Source organism: Algoriphagus formosus, assembly GCF_002807035.1.
Taxonomy (GTDB): Bacteria; Bacteroidota; Bacteroidia; order Cytophagales; family Cyclobacteriaceae; genus Algoriphagus; species Algoriphagus formosus.
Genome location: NZ_NIUC01000002.1, coordinates 48,053 through 68,734, shown reverse-complemented (window position 1 = coordinate 68,734; position 20,682 = coordinate 48,053). Strand labels below are relative to the sequence as shown.

Sequence of the window (20,682 nt, the reverse complement as noted above, 5' to 3'; positions counted from 1 at the left end):
ACTTGTTCAAAAGCCACTTTCTAGGAAGTGGCTTTTTTATTGGATTCAAAAAAATTATGGTTGTCAAAAACTTTTTCAATGCATAAAGGTTCTTTATTACTCGAATAAAAAATATGCGTTTAGCTCTTTTCTTTTCTTTTCTGATTTTGATTCCCGTTTTGACGAGTTCCATTAGTGTTTCAGATGCTGAAAACAGCATCTTTTCTATTCAACTAGTGGAAAACTTGGATGGTGAAGAGGAAAAAAAAGACACCAAAGAGAAATCAAATTTTTACTCTGATTTCTCTAGTAACGAGCTTTTTAGAGCCTTTTGTGTTGAGCTATCAACTACCACAAATGTGATTTTTTCAATTCCTGATGGAGCAAGAATATCCATAGATTTCCCTCCTGAATTAGTTTGATTTCATCTCTTTCTTGAAACGTACCAATACCTGATCTGAGGCATTGGGAAGTTTTACATTTTCCTAAATCAACTAATTATTATTTTCAAAATGAAAAATCTATTTAAAAGTTTATTTCTAATTATAATATTCTATTCGACAATCATTCCCTTTGTAAATGGACAAGAACTGTCTTCCGCAGTCCAAAAAGGATTGGGAGTTGAAGAAGGTCAATATTTTGCAGATCGCGATAGTGCATACCTAGATCCCTATTATGGTTTAAAAAAATTGATCTATGGGAACAGGCGTTTTGCTGAGGATAAAAGTATCAGGCCAAGGCAGACAGATGCTGATTTGAAGAGCAATGAAGCAGGACAGTCGCCTTTTGCTGTCATCATTGGATGCGCAGATAGTCGAGTGCCAAACGAGATTATCTTTGACCAAGGAGTTGGAGATTTGTTTATCACCCGCACTGCTGGACAGGTTATGGCTGAGGCTTCCTATGGCACTATTGAATATGCGGTTGAGGTCTTGAAAACCAAGCTGATTGTAGTATTGGGTCATGAGTCATGCGGTGCAGTGGATGCTGCCATGAAATTGCCAGCCAATCCTCCGGGACATGTTGTAACCCTAATCAATGCGATAAAACCAGCATCGCTTCGTGCTAAAGCAGAAAACTTACCTGCAAAAGAGGCCCTTAATTATGCCGTCAAAGAAAATGTGATCGAGCAGGTCAACTTACTACGGAGTTTAGAGCCAGTTCTGAGTAGAAAGTCCGATGGGGGCGAAGTCCTGATTGTAGGAGCAGTTTACAATTTGCAGTCTGGCTATGTGCATTTCATCGAGGAGACGATCACCTCACTTCCAAAATTTAACTAATTCAATCAATTCAGCCGGTCATTTGGCCGGCTGTCTATCAAGTTTTGTATGAAAAAGTTATTGATGATTTGTGTAGTGATGAGCTTGGCTATTTCTAGTAGAGCTCAGACTGAGGTGGATGATAGTCAATTGGGGGCTTGGTACATGTATTTCTTCAATAAGAAATTTGGTGACAGTCAATTTGGAATCCAAGGAGACTATCAGTTTCGATATTGGAATATGGGTTCAGACTTGGAGCAAATATTACTTCGGACTGGATTCACTTATACACCCAAGAATACGAATGTGATGTTTACGCTAGGTTATGCCTTTATATCCTCCGGCGAATTTGGGGAAGGTGATGCTACTACTCCTGAAAACCGAATTTATCAAGAGGCTCTCCTGCCCCAAAAGCTAGGTAATCGGGTGTATTTGACACACCGGTTTCGGTATGAACAGCGGTGGGTTCAAAACCAAGACTTCAGGACTCGATACCGGTACAATCTGTTCATCAATGTTCCCATCAACGGAACGGAGTTGAAGAAGAATGTACTCTATGCAGCGCTTTACAATGAAATATTCATTAATGGACAGACTGATATAGGAGATGGGCGCATGGTGGAGCGATTCGATCGAAACCGTACCTATTTAGGGCTGGGGTTTGGACTCCGGGACAATCTTCGCCTTCAGGCAGGTTGGATGAATCAAACTACCTCACAGTGGAGTAAAGGACAGACTCAACTGAGTCTCCATCATAGTTTTTAAACCTGTGTTGACTGATTTCTGAAGCATTAGCCCCCAAAAATAAAATCATTTTTGGGGGCTTTTATGGATTGAAATCATTTGTAAACACTCATTTTTTTGCCCTTTTTGGGAGCGTGTCGGGTTCTTCTGACCATTTGACTTTGTGAAGCTGATAAGATGAATAAGACTTCTTTTTTTTATGGATTGAATCCCCTACTTTGATTTGTCAAACTAACCCCATTTAAAAGATGAAACTCAAGCTTCTCACCCTTTGCCTCTTAATATTTTCCTTTGCTGCCTTTGCACAGGAATCACCTCTAGAAAATGCGACCTATTTCGAGCTAAGAATTTATACCGCACATGAGGGGAAATTGCCGGACCTGATCAACCGGTTTAAAAATCATACCATGGCCCTTTTTGAAAAGGCCGGAATGACAAATGTAGCCTATTTTGAGCCTTTGGATAAAGAAGAAAATAAGCTTTACTATATCTTGGGTTATCCGGATAAGGCTTCCCGTGATAGTATGTGGCAGACTTTTCTGAATGATCCTGACTGGAAAGCTGCTTACGAAAAGTCAAGAGAAAATGGTCCTTTGGTAGCCAAAATTGATGAACAATTTATGACGCTGGCTCCTGGACTTAATGAAGGGGATTTTATTGGAGAATCCGGTGTTTTTCAATTGCGAACTTATTACTGCTACGATGGAAAGATTGATGATATTCAAAAGCGTTTTAAAAATCATACCCAAGCTTTATTCGAGAAGCAGGGCTTAATCAACTATCCGTATTTTTTGACGGAGGAAAATGATGGATCTCAACCCAAATTGGTCTATTTGCTAGGACACCGTGACCGGGGACAGTTTGATCAAGCATTTGATAATTTCAGAAATGACCCAGATTGGATTAAAGCAAGGGATGCTTCTGAGGAAAATGGGAAAATCGTTGAGCGAGTGGATGCGGTTTATTTAAAAGCACTTCCTTTTTCTCCAATGAAATGATTTTAGGTGGATGGTAAGTAGTAATTGGCTTCAAAAAGACCATTTACTACTTACCCTTTACAACTTACAAACTAAAAATCACCGCTCTACTTCTTTCAGATTTTCAATCTTTTTGTTTCGAAGGAATCCATTGATGTCTTCGAAGTGCTCTCGAACTCTTTTATTCCCAAATTCAAACACCTTGTTCACCAAGCCATCCAAAAAGTCTCGATCGTGAGACACTACGATAAGCGTCCCATCGAAAGCCTTCAATGCATCCTTGATGATATCTTTGGTCCGCATATCCAGGTGATTGGTAGGCTCATCCAAAATCAAAAGGTTCACTGGTTCTAATAACAATTTGATCATTGCCAATCGGGTCTTTTCCCCACCAGAGAGCACCTTGACTTTTTTGTTGATATCATCTCCCTTAAACATAAAGGCTCCTAGCAAATCCTTGATTTTCGTTCGGATTTCTCCCACCGCTATTTGATCGATGGTTTCGAAAATGGTCAGGCTTTCATCCAAAAGTGAGGCTTGGTTTTGGGCAAAGTATCCTACAAGAGCATTGTGACCTAATTCGCATTTTCCTTCAACATCAATCTCTCCCATGATCGCTTTGATCATAGTGGATTTACCTTCTCCATTTTTACCGACAAAAGCCACTTTTTGTCCCTGCTCGATCGTCATGGATGCCTCCTTGAAGACTACATGATCTCCATACGATTTACTCAAATCTTCTACAATGACAGGATACTTCCCTGAGCGGGGAGAAGGAGGGAAACGAAGCTTCAAAGCAGAGGTGTCTACCTCATCTACTTCGACTAGCTCCAATTTTTCCAGCATTTTCACTCTAGACTGTACCTGCAGGGTTTTGGAATAAGTGCCTTTGAACCGTTCAATGAATTCAGTAGTCTCTGCGATAAAGCGCTGCTGCTCCTCGTAGTGTTTTTGCTGTTGCTCCCTTCTTTCTTTTCTCAGCTCCAAATAGTGGGAGTATTTGGCTTTGTAATCATAGATTCTACCCATCGTCACCTCGATGGTTCGGGTGGTGATATTATCTACAAAGGCCCGGTCGTGGGAGATGACTACCACAGCCTTGGCTTTATTCATGAGAAAATCCTCTAGCCATTGAATAGACTCAATATCCAGGTGATTGGTAGGTTCGTCAAGAAGGATTAGATCGGGGTCTTGAAGTAGGATTTTTGCCAACTCGATACGCATTCTCCAGCCTCCGGAAAATTCGGAGGTAGATCGGGTAAGATCTTCTCTTTCAAAACCCAATCCCAGCAATACCTTTTCAACTTCTGCCTCATAATTGATCTCTTCGATCGCGTAGAATTTCTCACTGAGATCCGATACCTTCTCGATCAGTTTGTAGTAATCTTCCGATTCATAATCCGTTCTCACAGTCAATTCCTCATTGATCCGATCGATTTCGGATTTCATATTCAAGTAGCTGGCAAAAGCTTTGGCAGTTTCCTCAGCCACTGTACAGTCATCTGAAGTAAGCAAATGCTGCGGAAGGTATGCGACTACGAAGTCCTTTGGTGCGGAAACAGCCCCGGAGCTTGGCTTAGTCTCCCCGGCTATGATTTTCAATAGGGTAGATTTACCAGCTCCGTTTTTACCCATCAGGGCGATTTTATCATTTGGATTGATGGCAAAGGAAACATTGCTGAAAAGGGTGCTGCCGCTGTGAATGACCGCGACGTTATCTACTGAGATCATAGGTAAATAAATTGACGCCGCAAAGGTAGTGATTTGAATATTGAAAAATCAGACTTGGTCAAATCATAAAAAAACCGCTCCGAATTTAATCGAAGCGGTTTTAAAGATCTGATATCCGACATCGGAAATCGGACAAATAATTTAAGCGTTTACCCCAAGGGCTTTGGCCATAGTTGCACCTATCTCAGCTGGAGACTCTGCAACGTGAATTCCGTTTTCTCTCATGATGCGCATTTTGGCAGCCGCTGTATCGTCCGCTCCACCGATGATGGCACCGGCATGGCCCATTCTACGTCCTGGAGGTGCAGTCTGTCCAGCGATAAATCCTACGACTGGCTTTTTATTTCCAGTCTCACGAATCCACTTAGCTGCTTCTGCTTCGTAGTTACCACCGATCTCACCGATCATGACGATAGCGTCAGTTTCGGGATCGTTCATTAGCATTTCCACAGCCTGCTTGGTAGAAGTACCGATGATAGGGTCTCCTCCAATACCGATGGCAGTAGAGACTCCAAGACCAGCTTTTGCTACTTGATCAGCAGCTTCGTAGGTCAAAGTTCCTGACTTGGATACGATACCAATTCTACCTTTTTTGAATACAAAACCTGGCATAATTCCAACTTTTGCTTCTCCCGGTGTGATGACTCCAGGGCAGTTTGGTCCGATCAAAACAGCTCCCCGCTCTTTGATGTAAGGCTTGGCTTTCATCATGTCAGCTACAGGAATTCCCTCTGTGATGGCAATGATGACCTTGATTCCAGCATCTGCTGCTTCCATAATGGCGTCCGCTGCAAAAGCAGGTGGTACAAAAATAATGGATGTGTCTGCACCAGTCTCTGCCACAGCTTCTTCGACGGAGTTGAATACCGGTTTGCCCAAATGCATGGAACCTCCTTTACCTGGAGTCACACCACCTACTACTTGGGTGCCGTATTCGATCATTTGCTGGGCGTGGAAAGAACCTTCAGAACCGGTAAATCCCTGTACAATTACTTTGGAGTTTTTATTGACTAGTACACTCATGCTTGCTTAGATAAAGTTTGGCACAAAAATAAAAGAAAGCACCCGCTGACAAAAAGAAATGTAAAACAATATGCATTCAAAATTACGATTCTGATCTTTTTCTATCTTAGAGCTCATGAAACGATTGTTTGATATCTACCTCATTTTCTTTTTAATATTCCCTTTGGCAGGAATGGGGCAGTCTTTTCAGTATGATACCAGTCCCAAAGGAGTAAGATTGCCGGTGCAAAATATTTTTCAAGTGGAGCAGGATACCTTGGGTAGAATTTGGTTTTCCACCACTCGAGGCGTTTTTTTTTCGGACGGGATTCAAACTTATTCCTTGCCAGATAGCCTAAATGCCAAATTTGACTACCAAATCGCTATTCATATTGATGAGGACGGAAGCGTGTGGTTGTATAATGACCGGGGACAAATGCGATTTTTCAAGGGTGGATATGGGACTTGGGAAGAAGTCTTTTTTACGGAAGTAGATAATTCAGCGCAGTTTAGTTTTATCCAATTTCTAAGCAGAGGAAAAGGGAGGGATAAGGAATTTGTCATAAATACTTCTGAAAGCTTGAATTATTCTCGTGAAGAAGAGTGGTTTAAAATTCTTCCCGATCCTGAAAAAATTAACTCCAAGTTATCTTTTCTTGGTGGAAGTACTGTATCACCCGTATTTTATTTTCTTGGTGAAGAGCCATTGGTTTTAAGTGACGGAGATTGGAAACCTTACCCATTAAAGGGTCTATCGCTTCCCTCTCCTCCTGCTATGGTCATGGAAAACCCAGCAACAGGAGAGTTTTATTTTTTGGGCAACGGCTATCTAGCAAGTGGTCCCTATGAAAATCAACCAGAAAAATTTGTAGATCGGGGTTTTACTTATCCGTACCCGTATGACACTGACTTATATGGATTGAGTTTTCACTCGGGGAGTGTTTTTTACCATTTCAATTCAAGTCTTAGAAAAAGAAGACTTGGAGCATCACGATCACTGATTATTGATTCCCAAGATATTTTTGGGGTTTTTCTGCTTCAGGATTTTCTCATTGATCAAGAGGGTTTGCTTTGGCTGGCAAGTAGCCGAGGACTTGCCAATATTAATAACCTAGCTATTCAAAACTACACCAAATCCTATTCAGGGCTCTTAGCAAATGAAGTGACGGCGATTACGCTTTTGCCGACAGGAGAATATCTTTTGGGTTTCAATAATGGAATTCAAAAATTCTCAAGATCAGGCATTGAAACTCTTTATGAATATCCTAGTCCTGAAGGCATCCCTACAAGTCGGATTGTAAATTTCTCTACTGATTCTAGAAACTCGGTTTGGTTTTCGGCTACGCTTAATGGTTTGGGAAGATACGATTTGAACACCGGGGAAATTGAGATTTTCCCTGCGCCCGAAGGAGATAATATTTCCTCCGTTCAAGTGGAAGGTGACAGCTTAATCATTACGAGTTCCAAAAATATTTTTTTTGCAAAGATTACTGATAGAGGAGAAGCCCTTTTTAAAAATGGCTTAGAACGTCAGATAAATGAGATTTTTGAGAAAGGGTTTTATCATCTTCGAAAGGCAAAAAAACTTCGGGATGGGAAATTGATGGTGATGAGGGCAGGGAGATTGGAAAATCCGGACCCTTTGATTCAAAAGCCTGGACTATGTATCGCAGAAGGATATGATTTCCTAGAAACGCCCGATGGTATTTTATTAGGGACGGAGTCAGGGCTAAAGATGATCCAAGGAGAATCAGTAGTTCCATTTTTTCCAGCTGGCCGTACAATAAAAAACCCTGTTTTTTCAATTCTTCAAGATTCAAAAGGCGCATTGTGGTTTGGTACCGATGATGGCTTTTACAAATATGACAAAGACTCGCTAGTTCATTTCACAGAAAAACTAGGTCTTCCAAATAATGAGACAAATCGGGGGGCTTTGATAGAGGGTAACGATCAACGAATCATGATCGGAACCATTGAGGGGCTGTCCATTTATTTTCAGGAAGAAAAATTCATCGCCTCAGGAAAACCTAAAATCTCCATAAATGGCATAAATGCAGGCTCGAGTGCCATTGCTTGGGAAAAAACCGTAGAAATACCATTTGAAGAAAATAGCCTCGAAGTAGATTTTTCTGCAATTGGATTTAATCGAGAAAAAGAGCTTTGGGTGCACTATCGGTTATTAGGTTTTGATGAAAGCTGGAAGATTCTAAAAAATCCACAATCCAATCAAATTTTCTATCCAAATATTCCACCGGGAGACTATCAATTTGAGATAAAGTCATCTTACGAAAATTACCGGATGACCGAGACTATTTCTACCGCAGAGATGAGGATTCTCCAACCCTTTTATTTTAGATTTTGGTTTTTGGCTTTGGTTTCCCTTTTTTTGATTGGGGTTGGGTTTTTGGTCAGTTCATTTAGTTCTCAGCTTCGAAAGCTAGGAATATTGGAGTCTGCGGTTGATAAGAAGGAAAAGGAGAAAATTCGGGCCGAAGAGCAGTTTAAGAATGTCTGGGATAGTTCAAAAGATGCACTTGTACTAACACTTGATGGTCAGGAAATCATAGCCGTAAACCCTATTTTCGAAAAGTGGTCTCTTCAGAAGGAAGAAAATTTGTTAGGCGTGGACCTCCATGATGCCATCAATGATTCCGATTTTTTTAAGTCGTATATGAAAGAACTTGAGGCGAATAATCTTCCTGGTTTTTCTTTTACCTGTCAGGTTTTCTGGCCTTTAGGAAAAATGGAAAATGAAGTTTACACCAAAGAAATTCCCTCCCAATTCGAGGGCAAAAGGTTGTTGCTTGCAGTTTTCAGGGATGTGACGGTGGAGAAAGAAATCGAACATAGACTTAGGGAGGCCAAAGATCGTGCAGAAGAGGCTAATAGATTTAAGACCAGTCTCTTGTCGAATGTTAGTCATGAAATTCGAACTCCGCTAAATGTGATTTTGGGAGGTACCGAACATGTGATGATGACTCGGAAAAATGACCCAAAACTTTTATCCGAGTTGGAAATAATTCTTCAAAGTGGTGAGCGATTGCTGTCTACCATCAATTCCATTTTGGATATGGCTAAAATTGAGGCCAAAAAACTTGAAATCGTTAAGCAGCAAACTGATGTCATCGCTTTTATAAAGAAAATTGTATATCCATTATCTTCTTTGGCCGAAAAAAAGGGGCTCATATTGGAGGGGAATTATCCTAAGACTGCGGTACAAGGATTCATTGATCAGCGATTTACAACCATTATCCTGAATAATTTAATTGGTAATGCGATCAAATATTCTGAGAAGGGAAGGATTCAAGTAGATGTTTCCCAAGAAGATGATTGGTTGAATATTCTGGTCAAAGATGAGGGGATCGGGATTTCACCTGAATTTTTGGAAAAGGTATTTGATCCTTTTGAGCAGGAGAGTACAGGAAATGGGCGCAAATTTGACGGCACAGGACTAGGGATGACGATCACGCATAGTCTAGTGAAAATGCTGGAAGGAAAAATCCAAATCGAGAGTGAAAAAGGGAAGGGTACAACCGTATTCGTACAGATTCCCTTGTCGGAAATATAAATTTTGTATTTTTCCCACCTAATCCAATTTGAACTCGACTAGATGTTTTCCTTAAAAATTCTCATCGTTGAAGATGACTCGGTATCGGCACTTTTGCTTCAGCGAGCTCTTGAAAAAAATAACCATCAAATAATCGGTGTGGCTGATACTGGGGAAAAAGCCTTGGAACTCCTCGAACAACAGCCAGCTGATATTGTCATGATGGATATTAATCTGGCAGGAGACTTAGATGGAATCAAGACAACCGAAATAATCAATGAGAAATATGATATTCCTGTTGTCTACTTGAGTGCGAGTTCGGATGCAGAGACACTTAATAAGGTGGTGGGAACCAACCCTAGTGCCTATGTAATTAAGCCGTTTAATATCCGAGAATTAAATATGGTTATCGAACTGGCCATATTCAAGGATAGAAAGGAGAAGGAGCTGCAAAAGCTAAATAATGAATTGGAAGAAAAAGTGAAGCTTAGGACAGCTGAGCTTTACGAAGCCAATAAAGAGCTTACCAAGGCCTTGGAAAAGGAGCGTGAAATCAATGAACTGAAATCGAGGATCGTCTTGAATGTTTCTCACGGTTTTAAGACTCCGCTTACTTCTATTCTCAGTTCCGCCCAACTTTTACAGATGTATGCTGAAAAGGATCATCCCTTTAAGCAAAAGATTAGTAAGCATGCATTTAAAATCGAGAACTCAGTTCGAGCACTTAATAATCTCCTGACAAGTGTGTTGTTTTTTGGAAAGGCAGATGCAAATCAAATGGAGTACAAACCTAAAAAATTATTTTTGGGTGCATTCGTGAAGGAGGTACTAGACACTACACAGGCAGGTGTGGAAAACGGCGTAAAGGTCAAAACCAATTTGGGAAAACTGCCAAAGACAATCACATCAGATCAGGATTTACTCTATCAGGTTTTTGAAAACTTGCTATCCAATGCCATTAAATACTCCAAGGATAATGGGGAGGTGATTTTCAATTTGGATTACGAAGACGGGATGTTAAAAGGAAAAATCCAAGATTTTGGTATTGGTATTCCTAAATCAGAACAAAGCCAACTCTATGACCGTTTTTTTAGAGCTAGAAACGTTGGAATTGTAGAAGGTTCGGGGCTTGGCCTGTCAATTGTAAAAAAGTGCTTGGAAGTAATGAAGGGTGAAATCAATTTTACGAGCGAAGTAGGTAAAGGCACCACCTTTGAAGTATCGATTCCCGTAAAATAATCCTATGCTCTTTCAAACCAAAGATTTAAAGTTTTCCCATCCGGGCCAAAAGGAGTACCATTTCCAAGATATTTCCTTAGATCGTGGAGAGTCCCTTTTAGTTTTAGGAAAGTCAGGTAGTGGAAAGACCACCTTGCTCAATCTTATTGCAGGATTACTTTCCCCGCATTCTGGTTCGGTTGTTTTAGATGGCACCGCTATCAATCAGCTTGATTCCGGCAAAATGGACCGTTTTAGGGGTGAGAATATTGGGATTGTTTTTCAAAAGCCTCACTTACTCGCACCGCTTGACGTGAAGGAAAACCTCATGATGGCGCGCTATTTTTCAAATAAAAATGGGCAAGATGCTGATGAGCTTCTTCAGGAACTGGATTTATCATATAAATCACATTCGCCTGTGAATCAGTTAAGTGAAGGGGAAGCTCAGCGGGTTTCTATCGCCAGAGCCTTGATCAATCGTCCCAAACTTATCCTTGCTGACGAACCCACTTCAAGTTTGGATGATGAAAATGCAGAACGTGTGGTCAAGCTGCTGCAGGGCCAAGCTACTAAAATCCAGGCAGCCTTGATTATCGTTACGCATGACCATCGTGTCAAAGAGCAAATTTCCAATTACATCGAAGTCAAATCCGTATGAACCTTTTTAAATTAAGTTGGAAATACCTGACCTTTCGTCCCTTATCCACTGGGCTGAATGTATTGCTTCTGGCTCTCGGCCTGGCAATTATTACCGTCCTCTTATTGATTCAGGACCAATTTGAGAAAAAGATGACGCAAGATGCAGCTGGCATCGACTTGGTGGTGGGAGCCAAAGGAAGTCCTCTCCAATTGATTCTTTCCAGTGTCTATCATGTTGATTTTCCTACAGGAAATATTCCTATGAATGAGGCGGTTCGCCTTTCTAGAAGTCGCCTAGTCAAGCAGACTATCCCCATGGCACTTGGTGATAACTATCAGGGTTACCGGATCGTGGGCACCAATCATGACTATTTGAGTTTGTATGAGGTCGGATTTGCTTCGGGAAAAGCCTGGGAAGAACCCTTTGAGGTGGTGCTAGGGGCGATGGTCGCCGAAAAATCAGGTCTAAAGCTTGGAGATACATTTACGGGAAGTCATGGCATTAGTGTGGGAAGTCATGATCACGATCATCATGATTTTCGAGTGGTTGGAGTTTTAGAGCCAAAAGGAAATGTAGTAGATAGACTGGTCCTAACTTCAATCGAGTCAGTATGGTATACGCACGATGAAGAAGGAGAGTCAGATACGGATGAAATGGCTTCAAAAGAGGATAATGATCAGGTCGTTGAAAGTCAGGACCAGGAACATGGAGACCATGACCATGATGCCAAATTCCATCATCCAGTCGCTAAATCCGGTTTTCCTAAAACGGATCAAGATCGTGAGGTTACCACCTTGCTGGTTCAGTACCGAAGCCCTATGGCTGCCGTACAGCTACCCCGGATGATTAATTCTAATACGAATATGCAGGCAGCTTCTCCTTCATTCGAGATGTCACGCTTGTTTGAGCTCCTTGGAGTTGGTATTCAAGTATTGGAGGGATTGGCTTTTGTACTGATCGCGATTTCAGGCCTGGGAATATTTATTGCCCTTTACAATTCATTGAAAGAACGGCGCTATGACTTGGCTGTACTCCGAGCTATTGGTGCCAGTAAATTTCAATTGCTGATTTTGATATTTCTAGAGGGGGTTTCTTTGACTTTCTTTGGAGCTCTACTGGGAATATTGCTGGGCCATGGTTTCCTCTCTATTTTAGCTGCGCAAAATGAACAAGGGATTGCTGCTGGCCTGGAGGCATGGACTTTCCTATCTGCTGAACTTTGGATAGTCATTTATGCGTTAACAGTGGGAGTTTTGGCTTCGGCCATCCCAGCTTGGTCCGCTTATCAGACAAGTATCGCCAATCAATTGACAAGAAAATAAAAACTCAAATAGTCAAATCAAGCTGTGAATTGAAGTAGTTTTGACTTTCAAATCGAATATTTGACATGAAATCGAGCTTGCCTTCCGCAGGCAGGCATGACTTACCCGTCAAACAAAGAGATGATTATAATTGCAAAATTCCATCTGACCGATTAAGACAAATTATAAACACATGAAAAGAATAAGCCCAATTTTAGTATTAGCGTTCATGATCCTCGCCGCGAAGCCATCCTTTGTTTTCGCCCAGCAAGATAATGTCTGGAGAAATCTGGCCGAGGTAAGTTATAAAATCAGTGAGGATGAATTTGGTGAGCTTTATGTCCCTGTCTTCTCTGAAAATATTCAGAAGCTTGAGGGCAAAATGGTAGAGGCTGATGGCTATATCATTCCATTTGAAGGGATGTTTAAGCCGGATCACATCATTTTATCAAGCCTTCCTTTGGCTGAATGCTTTTTTTGTGGTTCCGGAGGCCCTGAGACGGTAATGGAAGTTATGCTTTCCAACCCAATCAAATACACTTCGAAAAGAGTGAAGGTACGTGGCAAGCTAACCTTGAATTCCAAAGATCCTGAAAAACTCATGTATATTCTTCAGGACGCAACGTTAGTTGAATAGTGCTTTCAGGCTTTAGTAAGCTCAGATTCTAGATTTTTAAACCGCTTCAATAAGTCCAATGAAATAGGGCCCGGTTTCCCGGTACCAATAGGTTGCTCATCAATTTGAGTGACCGGAAGAAGGATTTTTGTTGTAGAGGTAATAAAAGCTTCATCAGCCTCAAGAGTTTCCTTTAGGGTTAATGGGCGGATGTGGACAGGGATATCTGCCAGTTTTAGAATGTTTTTACGGGTAATGCCTAATAGTATGTGTTCAGATGGGGTGATGATTTCATTGTTTTTCACAATGAAAAAATTACTTCTCGAGCTTTCGCTTACATATCCATTTTGGTGGTAAAGTACATCTTCGGCTCCTTGCTCCTTCCAAATATGAGAGTGCCATACGGCCAAAGCATAATTGGTGGTTTTGATACTGGCGATAGGTCTGACGTGTTCCAAAGTCAATAACTTGATGCCTTGCTCATATTTTTCTTTTGCAGGGAAAATGAGTTCTTCTGCAAATAGAAATAGCTTTCCTTTTCCAGGGGAAAAATGGTTTTCAGACATTCCACCACTTAATACCATCCGAATTCCACCGGCCTTTAGATCGTTTTTTTGGATAAGTTGGGTGACGATTTGTTTTAATTCTGAGCGGCTGTAGGGAAGAGGAATAAAGGTTTTTTCCGCAGAGCGAATGAACCGATCCAAATAATCTTCCAAAAACAAAGGTTGATAGTTGACTGTCCTAAAAAAATCAAAAATGCCATAACCTCTGATCAAACCTAAATCTGAAGCGTGGAGGGTAGCATCTTGTGTTGGGACGAATTGTCCATCTGCAAAACAGTATGGTTTCATAATTGAATGATTTGTGGTATTTGAATGGTGATTTCCGCTTAGAACTTGAATTCGAAATTAAGCCCTTTGAATCAAATATTGATTTTTAAACTTATATTTTTCTTCAAAGTACGCTTTAAATACCAATCCAATTCTATATTTGCCTAATGGTTTACTTCGCAGTAAAAACTATAATTAAACTCAGAAAAAATTGAATTAGTAATATAAATTATCTGATAATCATGACTAAGTATTCATACATTTTCACTTTGTTGACTGTTTTTTTAATGTACTCTTGTGGTACTTCCCTTTCGGATCAAAATAAGGAACTTAGAGATGAAGTCATTGCAGTTCATGATGAGGTGATGCCTCAGATGGGTAAACTGAAAAACCTTGAAAAACAGGCTTTGAATCTGGCTGAGGAACTTGAGTCTAATGAAGAAGGGGATAGCTTGAGGGTTCAAGAGCTAAAGGCGCTGGCTTATGATCTGAACCAAGCCCATGAGGGGATGTTTGTTTGGATGAGACAATATGAGCAGGAAAACGGAGAACGCAGCCCTGAGGAAGTAAAGGCCTACCTAGAGGATCAAATGGTCAAGGTCCGAAAAGTCAATGAGGACATCAAGACTGCTTTAGCAAAAGCTTCCAGTCTATTGGAAGATCAATAATTCTCTGGTGCTTCTTGGAGATACTTCTCTACTTCAGCCGAAGTAATTACACCTTCATTCATGCCCCAAATATTGTACAAGTACGTGGAAATCTGAGCGATATCCAGTGGTTTTAAGTTTGGATTGGCAGGCATAGGCTGATCGTAGACTTGTCCGTTGACCATTATTTCGCCCTTTTGCCCATTTTTCATGATCCAAACTGCCCGCGGAATACTAGCTCGAAAGTAGTCTGCATCCTTTAGAGGAGGGATGAGTTTTCCAAGTCCTTTGCCGTCAGCCTGATGGCAATTTGCGCAGTAGTTTTCATAGAGTGTCTTGCCATGTATGGCATATTTCATGACATCTGGATCGGAGATTTCTGACAGATAATTCTCCTCTTGGGTGCTTTTTGGACTGCACGCGATTCCTGCCAAAAGCAGAAAAGCAAAGATAGATTTTCTCATTGCTCGAGTAATTTTGGAATATCGCGGATCAAGCGATCTACCTGATCAGATTTGGTTCCATCATACACTCCTCTGATGTGACCATCGCCATCTACAAGCACAAAAGCTCCACTGTGTAGAAAACCACCGGGTTCATTTTGATCTTCCATAGCAGTGGTGAGGTAGCTTGTTTGACCAATCTCATAGATCTTTTCAGCATCTCCGGTTAGGAAATTCCAAGTTTTGGCATCGTTCACCCCTAACTTTTCGGCGTAGACTTTCAATACTTCCTGGGTATCATGTGTAGGGTCTATGGAGTGGCTTAAAATGAGGAAATTTGGGTTGTCCTTATAAGCTTCATAAACCCTCAGCATCTCCTTTTTCATGATCGGACAGATGGTGGGGCAAGTAGTAAAGAAGAAATCTGCCACATAAATTCTCCCCTCAACATCCGCATTGGAAATGGTATCACCCAGTTGGTTGACGAATTCGAAATCAGCGATTTCATGATATACGGTATCTTCAACCATTTTTCCATCCCGCTCAATTTGATCCACATGGCGATTTCCTAAAATCGGTAAGCTTCCTCCTCCATCAGACCCTGATTGAGGGCTTTCACACTGCCAGAAGAGGATGGCTCCCAAAGCAAAAAAGAGAATTTTGACTTTATGCATGTTTTTAATCTTTTCACCTGTTTATAATTTGATTTTTAGCGGTCAGATGGAATCCCTGCCTGCGGTAGGCAGGTCGCAATTATAATCCTCCCTCTGTGTGTCGCTTCCGTCATGCTCGATTTCTGAATTTTTTATAAATGCGGATTCCCAGCATCAATGTGACGCCTAACCCAACCAAACTTACAATCCCCCAAAGCATACTGACTGTGCTTTTCAGCACAATGAGAAAAACAATGGCAAATAAGAGTAGGGTCGAAGCCTCATTCCAGATTCTTAACTGTGTGGATGTCCAGCGAGTTCGGCCTTTTTGTATTTCTTTGAAAAGAATATGACAGCCTATGTGATATCCGTAGAGTAAGGCTACAAAGCCAAGTTTGGCATGCATAAATCCCAGCTGAAGGTAGCCCATTCGATAGGTCAAAACCCAGAATCCAAAAATGAGTGTTAAAACAGCAGATGGCCAAGTGATAATATACCATAGTCGAGAGGCCATCAGGTCAAGTTGAGGCTTGAGAATCGCTCGCTCGGCCTCGGGTCGCTCCATGGCTTCCGTCTGATAGATAAAAAGGCGGACGATGTAGAAAAGCCCTGCAAACCAAGTGACTACAAAAATGATATGAAGGGCTTTGATGTATTCGAATCCCATTGTCAGAATTTTGGGCTAAATTAAGGCCAAAAGCCAATAACCCCTAATAATTTGAAGAACTCTCGTCGATTGATTCTGTTTATTTCTCTGGCTGTAACAGCACTCCTTATCTACATTATGATGGAAAGCTTTTCTCAGCCCGGAATGGAGCGATTCGAAGGGAAATATGAGGAAATAGATTTTTACCGAAATGAAAATAATACCGGTCCGGTGCTGCGTATTTATGCAGTAAAAGTCTTGGATACAGATCCAAGCTGGATGAAGGAATTTGGCGAAGCTCAGCCACATACTAAATACGGTAAGACCAAGGTTTTTTTCTTCAAGGATACTCCTAGCGAATCATTGACACTTACACCCAAGGAACCGCATTTTCCAAAAGAGTGGGAAAAGTATTTATTGGCGAGCTATGAGAAGTCCATTCTGGGAGAAAGCCGATTTACCTTTAATGACAATGATTAAAAAGCGGAAATCTTTAGAGGAATACAAAGCGGGGATTTTGGCAGGAAATCGAGCTGTTTTGGCGCAGGCAATTACCTTGGTAGAGAGTAATTTGAGTGCTGATTCGGATTTGGCAAGTGCACTGGTTCAAGAAATCTTACCCTATACTGGCAACTCGATTCGAATAGGAATTACCGGAGTGCCGGGGGTGGGAAAGAGTACATTTATCGAGGCTTTTGGCAGGATTTTATTGGACCAGGGGAAGAAAGTGGCTGTCTTGGCTGTAGATCCTTCGAGTCAAAAAACTGGGGGTAGCATATTGGGGGACAAAACCCGAATGGAAAAATTGGCGGCTGATCGAAGGGCTTTTATTCGGCCTAGTCCTTCCGGCAAGACATTGGGTGGAGTAAGCTCCAAAACCCGGGAATCTATGCTGATTTGTGAGGCCGCTGGCTTTGACGTGATTTTAGTAGAAACAGTAGGAGTGGGCCAATCGGAAACAGCCGTGAAAGGTATGGTGGACTTTTTTCTTTTGCTGATGCTGGCAGGTGCTGGTGATGAACTGCAGGGAATCAAAAAGGGGATTATGGAAATGGCAGATGGAATCCTTATCAATAAGGCTGACGGAGATACTATTCCTGCTGCAAAACGAGCCAAAAATCACTACCAGAATGCCTTGCATCTTTTTCCGCCATCAGAAAGTGGCTGGTATCCGTCAGTTACGATCGGATCGTCCTTGACAGGTGATGGGCTAAATGATTGCTGGAAGAAGATTTCCGAATACCAAAATCACATGGTGGAGCGAGGATTATGGAATGAAAATAGGGCCAAGCAACGCCTAAATTGGTTGGACGAAAGTATCCAATCAATTTTAGGAAAAGCTTTTTTGGAACATCCAGAGATCCAAAAGCGATTGCCGGAGGGAAAGGAAGCTGTAAAAAAAGGAACGCTCAACCCCATCGCTTTTGCAAAAGAGCTGACGGGGGTATTCTTCAAAAAGTAGAAAAATTAAAAATCATTGATATTTAAAATAAAAAGCGCTGCCGCTTCTATAGGAGTGACAACGCTTTTTTTTATCTAAAAAGGAAGCCCGATGGTCCTCTACCCACTTCGTAAGTTCTTCTTTCTATAGCCTGTTCATCCAAAACAGTCACTGTTCCATTTCCTTGAAATCCATTTGAATTGGTGAGGTAAATCTCACGCAGTAAGGGATCGTAGGAAATACCATAAAAACCCGAACCGTTGTACCAATCCAGATCTATTTCCGAATCAAAAAGAGCAAGTTTAGCTACTCCGTCTTGGTAATCAGGCCATCCTGAACTAGTCAGCATGTATGCGACACCTTCGGGGGAAATCGCAATTTTTCCCGTCGCATTGACAATTGGGTAATAATTGGTAGTCCTTAAAGTGAAATTATCTAAATGGAAACTGTAGAAAATGACTTCTTCCGGGGAAGTGGAATAAAGGAAAACTGATCCATCTGCTTCAAAAAACTTCTTTGGACTGCCATCCACTTCGATAGTTTTGTGAACCTCTTCGGTCCGAGCATCAATGACTTCTACTTTACCCTCCTCGGAGCCAGCCACTAAAATATACCTGCCGGCATTAATCATATCCTCTGGTTTTCTGGAAACAGGAATTTTCTTCGAAACAGTCCCTCCTTCAAGGCTTTGTACCACGGCAATGTAAGAGTTAGGGGTACTGAAATCAGACTCATAAGGCCCATAATCAGAAATGAAGAGTTTGCCGCTATTCGCTACTAAAGACCGGGGTACGTCCAAATCTTCAGTCACTGAACCTATACTTTTGAAATCCCGCGCATCTACAATTTCTACTTTTCCGGTATTCGCTACTAGATAGAGGCGATCTTCTTCTAAAATCATATCCTGCAAAAGACCTGCGAATGGACGGCCATTTTCCAGTTCAAAAATATTACTCTTTAGTTCGTCGGTGTTAGTATTCAAATGGAAAACTTCCCCATCGTTGGCACCAAAGGCTCCCTCATTCATAATGAGTATGCCTTGTTCGTATTCGCCAAGAGGTCTTTCTGGCTCTGATTCAGAGCAAGCGAAAAGTGATACTGCTAAAAAGCTGATCAAAAATGATTTAAATAGATTCTTTTTCATAGTTGGATTTTGAAGTTAAAATGAATGGATCTACCCGGCATCGGTCGCAGGTAGAGCACTTGATAGGATTTGTTGAATAGATTTTCGATTCTCAGAGAAATAGGCACTTGTACAGGGCCAAGCCAGAGCTTTTTATAATTCAAATGCAGTTGGGAAAGCGAGTATGCATCCATGATTCTGGAATGGTCAAGGGTTGTTGCCCTTTGCCCGACATATTGGGAGCTCAGACGGAATGAGTATCCGTCCCGAATCAATTCTACACCACCTTGCGCCTGATGTACGGGCGTGTAGGGGAGCTGTCTGTTCCAAAACGTTGGAGATTCTTCTGAATTCGATTGATTGATGGCTTGGGTATAATTGTAGGCCAAATCGATTTTAAGTCTAGTCGAACCCATAGCGAATTCAGTTCCACCTGCCCATTCAATTCCGGTATTTCTTACCCTTCGAATATTATCAGGAGACCATATGGCTCCCTTTGGCATCCAGATGATCCAGTTTTCTACATCCATGGCAAAAAATGTAAGTTCTGAATGGAAAGAGCCTTTTTTCCATATCAGACCAGTTTCTCCTTGCCAGCTTTCTTCAGGAAGTAATTCTGGATTACCGCCGGGTTCCCAGAAGCGGTCATTGAGTGTAGGTACTTTAAGCCCCCTGGCAATAGAGGCTTTTAGTGAGAAAGTTGGGCTTAAAATCCAATCCATACCCAAAGAGGGAAGCAAAGGCTGCCATTTTTGTTCCACCAATAATTGACGAAGGTTCAAGGAGAGGTTGATGTTTTTCAGCCCGGAAAACCTGATGAATTGATAGGTCTCCAATCTTTGGTCTGTAGCAGAATAGGTGGATAGATTTCCCTGAATGTGAGTTCCTCGGGTTCCTAGCCTGATTTTCCAATCCTTCCCGATGTCTCCTTCCCAATCTCCACTCAGAAAGAAGCTTGAGGTTTGATTGAGTGACTGATTGAAGAGTTGATCATCTCTGACCCAGCCTGAGCGTACTTCTAATCTGCTTTTGTCCCAGAATTTCAGATACTCTAGGGAAAGTCGAAAGCTTTGGTCTTCTTGGGTATCTTGAGTGTCAGACCCCATAGGGGGTTGGATTTCCCGATCAGCTAAATGGTACCAAAAGGAAGTACTTAATCTCTGGCTGGGATTGATTTTCCAAGCAATATCCTGTTGGATTCCTTTCTGGGAAAAGGCGGAATGCGTCTGGGTTTTTTCGGGTGTCCCTGGTAAAGATAGGTCTCGAAAAGTGTAATCGTTTTCAGCCTTTTGGGAATAAATCTTTGTCTGAAAAGCTAATTTTTCTTCAGAAAATCCAGCTTGAAATGCAGTGGCACTTTGTCCAAAACTACCGACTTCCTGGCTGATTGAAGCAGTTGGACTTTCTTTAAAATTGGCTTGACTTTGCAGGAGAATGGAACCTCCCAATGCTTCATTTCCCAAAAGCGCACCATCTGATCCAAAGATCAAGTCAATTCGGTCCGGCGCTGCCAATGGGATGATTGAAAGATCGCTTTGACCTAAAGATGGGCCATTGATTGGGATCCCATTCCAAAAAATCGCAGTATGCCCAGCGGAAGTTCCGCGAAAATTGGGTGAAGCAAGCATACTAGGCCCGTATTGACGGATAAAAAGAGGGCTTTTTTCCTGCAATAGTTCGCTAAGGCTTCTTGATTGATAGTTTTCAAGCGCGGCTTTGTCCCAGTTGAGCTGCTTTTTTCCAAGCCCAAATGTTTCAAAAACAGGCGCACTCACCTCAATTTCCTGAAGTCGTACCGTATCCTGCTGCTCGGCTTGAAAGCCGAACAGACTAAGTACCCATACAAATAAAATCATGCCTGATCGAATGAAAATGGTTCAAT

20 protein-coding genes are annotated in these 20,682 nt (G+C 41.6%); 12 read left to right on the top strand and 8 right to left on the bottom strand.

Going from position 1 to position 20,682, the window contains the following annotated elements; all coding sequences use genetic code 11:
• Positions 1-113 precede the first annotated feature (113 nt).
• The 4 genes from CDH51_RS06310 to CDH51_RS06295 all read left to right on the top strand — a co-directional run bounded on the left by CDH51_RS06310 (position 114) and on the right by CDH51_RS06295 (position 2,980).
• Positions 114-401 (top strand): hypothetical protein, encoded by a 288-nt coding sequence (locus tag CDH51_RS06310; RefSeq protein WP_133389845.1) that lies wholly within the window; start codon positions 114-116, stop codon positions 399-401.
• 90 nt (positions 402-491) lie between these two features.
• Complete coding sequence (locus CDH51_RS06305; protein ID WP_100627888.1) at positions 492-1,259, top strand: carbonic anhydrase; 768 nt, start codon at positions 492-494, stop codon at positions 1,257-1,259.
• A gap of 48 nt (positions 1,260-1,307) precedes the next feature.
• The gene (locus CDH51_RS06300; protein WP_100627887.1) at positions 1,308-2,003 is read left to right on the top strand and encodes a DUF2490 domain-containing protein; all 696 of its coding nucleotides are present in this window, start codon (positions 1,308-1,310) and stop codon (positions 2,001-2,003) included.
• A gap of 227 nt (positions 2,004-2,230) precedes the next feature.
• Positions 2,231-2,980: an NIPSNAP family protein gene (locus CDH51_RS06295; RefSeq protein ID WP_100627886.1), complete on the top strand. Its 750-nt coding sequence runs from the start codon at positions 2,231-2,233 to the stop codon at positions 2,978-2,980.
• 78 nt (positions 2,981-3,058) lie between these two features.
• Here CDH51_RS06295 and CDH51_RS06290 read toward each other — a convergent pair whose 3' ends face one another.
• Entirely contained in the window at positions 3,059-4,690 is a 1,632-nt protein-coding gene (locus tag CDH51_RS06290) for an ABC-F family ATP-binding cassette domain-containing protein (protein WP_100627885.1), read from the bottom strand.
• Positions 4,691-4,831: 141 nt separating this feature from the next.
• Positions 4,832-5,713, bottom strand: a complete 882-nt coding sequence (gene sucD / locus CDH51_RS06285) for a succinate--CoA ligase subunit alpha (protein ID WP_100627884.1) — start codon at positions 5,711-5,713, stop codon at positions 4,832-4,834.
• A 115-nt stretch (positions 5,714-5,828) separates the two neighbouring features.
• Between sucD and CDH51_RS06280 the strand changes: the two genes are divergently transcribed.
• From CDH51_RS06280 to CDH51_RS06260, 5 genes are all read left to right on the top strand, one after another.
• Positions 5,829-9,260 carry an ATP-binding protein gene (locus tag CDH51_RS06280; protein WP_100627883.1) on the top strand — a complete coding sequence of 1,144 codons (3,432 nt, stop codon included), beginning with the start codon at positions 5,829-5,831 and terminating at the stop codon, positions 9,258-9,260.
• 42 nt (positions 9,261-9,302) lie between these two features.
• Entirely contained in the window at positions 9,303-10,478 is a 1,176-nt protein-coding gene (locus CDH51_RS06275; RefSeq protein ID WP_100627882.1) for a hybrid sensor histidine kinase/response regulator, read from the top strand.
• Between the two features lie 4 nt (positions 10,479-10,482).
• Positions 10,483-11,115 carry an ABC transporter ATP-binding protein gene (locus tag CDH51_RS06270; RefSeq protein ID WP_100627881.1) on the top strand — a complete coding sequence of 211 codons (633 nt, stop codon included), beginning with the start codon at positions 10,483-10,485 and terminating at the stop codon, positions 11,113-11,115.
• Positions 11,112-12,419: an ABC transporter permease gene (locus tag CDH51_RS06265; protein ID WP_100627880.1), complete on the top strand. Its 1,308-nt coding sequence runs from the start codon at positions 11,112-11,114 to the stop codon at positions 12,417-12,419. The genes CDH51_RS06270 and CDH51_RS06265 overlap by 4 nt, the downstream gene beginning before the upstream one ends.
• A 208-nt stretch (positions 12,420-12,627) precedes the next feature.
• On the top strand, positions 12,628-13,035 hold the full coding sequence (locus CDH51_RS06260; RefSeq protein ID WP_232724826.1) for a hypothetical protein: 408 nt from the start codon (positions 12,628-12,630) through the stop codon (positions 13,033-13,035).
• 5 nt (positions 13,036-13,040) lie between these two features.
• On the opposite strand, the gene CDH51_RS06255 is transcribed toward CDH51_RS06260, so the two are convergent.
• Positions 13,041-13,868 (bottom strand): aminotransferase class IV, encoded by an 828-nt coding sequence (locus CDH51_RS06255; RefSeq protein ID WP_100627878.1) that lies wholly within the window; start codon positions 13,866-13,868, stop codon positions 13,041-13,043.
• A 221-nt stretch (positions 13,869-14,089) separates the two neighbouring features.
• Here CDH51_RS06255 and CDH51_RS06250 point away from each other — a divergent pair, with 221 nt between their 5' ends.
• Positions 14,090-14,515, top strand: a complete 426-nt coding sequence (locus CDH51_RS06250) for a hypothetical protein (protein ID WP_157807051.1) — start codon at positions 14,090-14,092, stop codon at positions 14,513-14,515.
• Here CDH51_RS06250 and CDH51_RS06245 read toward each other — a convergent pair.
• The 3 genes from CDH51_RS06245 to CDH51_RS06235 form a co-directional block, all read right to left on the bottom strand.
• Entirely contained in the window at positions 14,509-14,958 is a 450-nt protein-coding gene (locus CDH51_RS06245; protein WP_100627876.1) for a c-type cytochrome, read from the bottom strand. The genes CDH51_RS06250 and CDH51_RS06245 overlap by 7 nt on opposite strands.
• Entirely contained in the window at positions 14,955-15,611 is a 657-nt protein-coding gene (locus CDH51_RS06240) for an SCO family protein (protein ID WP_026945546.1), read from the bottom strand. Before CDH51_RS06240 ends, CDH51_RS06245 begins: the two co-directional genes overlap by 4 nt.
• A 109-nt stretch (positions 15,612-15,720) precedes the next feature.
• On the bottom strand, positions 15,721-16,257 hold the full coding sequence (locus CDH51_RS06235) for a CopD family protein (RefSeq protein ID WP_100627875.1): 537 nt from the start codon (positions 16,255-16,257) through the stop codon (positions 15,721-15,723).
• 51 nt (positions 16,258-16,308) lie between these two features.
• Between CDH51_RS06235 and CDH51_RS06230 the strand changes: the two genes are divergently transcribed.
• The gene (locus CDH51_RS06230; RefSeq protein ID WP_133389831.1) at positions 16,309-16,716 is read left to right on the top strand and encodes a hypothetical protein; all 408 of its coding nucleotides are present in this window, start codon (positions 16,309-16,311) and stop codon (positions 16,714-16,716) included.
• Positions 16,709-17,698 (top strand): methylmalonyl Co-A mutase-associated GTPase MeaB, encoded by a 990-nt coding sequence (meaB, locus tag CDH51_RS06225; protein ID WP_394335572.1) that lies wholly within the window; start codon positions 16,709-16,711, stop codon positions 17,696-17,698. The genes CDH51_RS06230 and meaB overlap by 8 nt, the downstream gene beginning before the upstream one ends.
• A gap of 70 nt (positions 17,699-17,768) precedes the next feature.
• Here meaB and CDH51_RS06220 read toward each other — a convergent pair whose 3' ends face one another.
• Together CDH51_RS06220 and CDH51_RS06215 are read right to left on the bottom strand one after the other, a co-directional pair.
• Positions 17,769-18,821, bottom strand: coding sequence for a YncE family protein (locus CDH51_RS06220; protein WP_100627872.1), 1,053 nt, complete (start codon positions 18,819-18,821; stop codon positions 17,769-17,771).
• Positions 18,818-20,656, bottom strand: coding sequence for a TonB-dependent receptor (locus tag CDH51_RS06215; RefSeq protein WP_100627871.1), 1,839 nt, complete (start codon positions 20,654-20,656; stop codon positions 18,818-18,820). The genes CDH51_RS06220 and CDH51_RS06215 overlap by 4 nt, the downstream gene beginning before the upstream one ends.
• Positions 20,657-20,682: the final 26 nt, after the last annotated feature.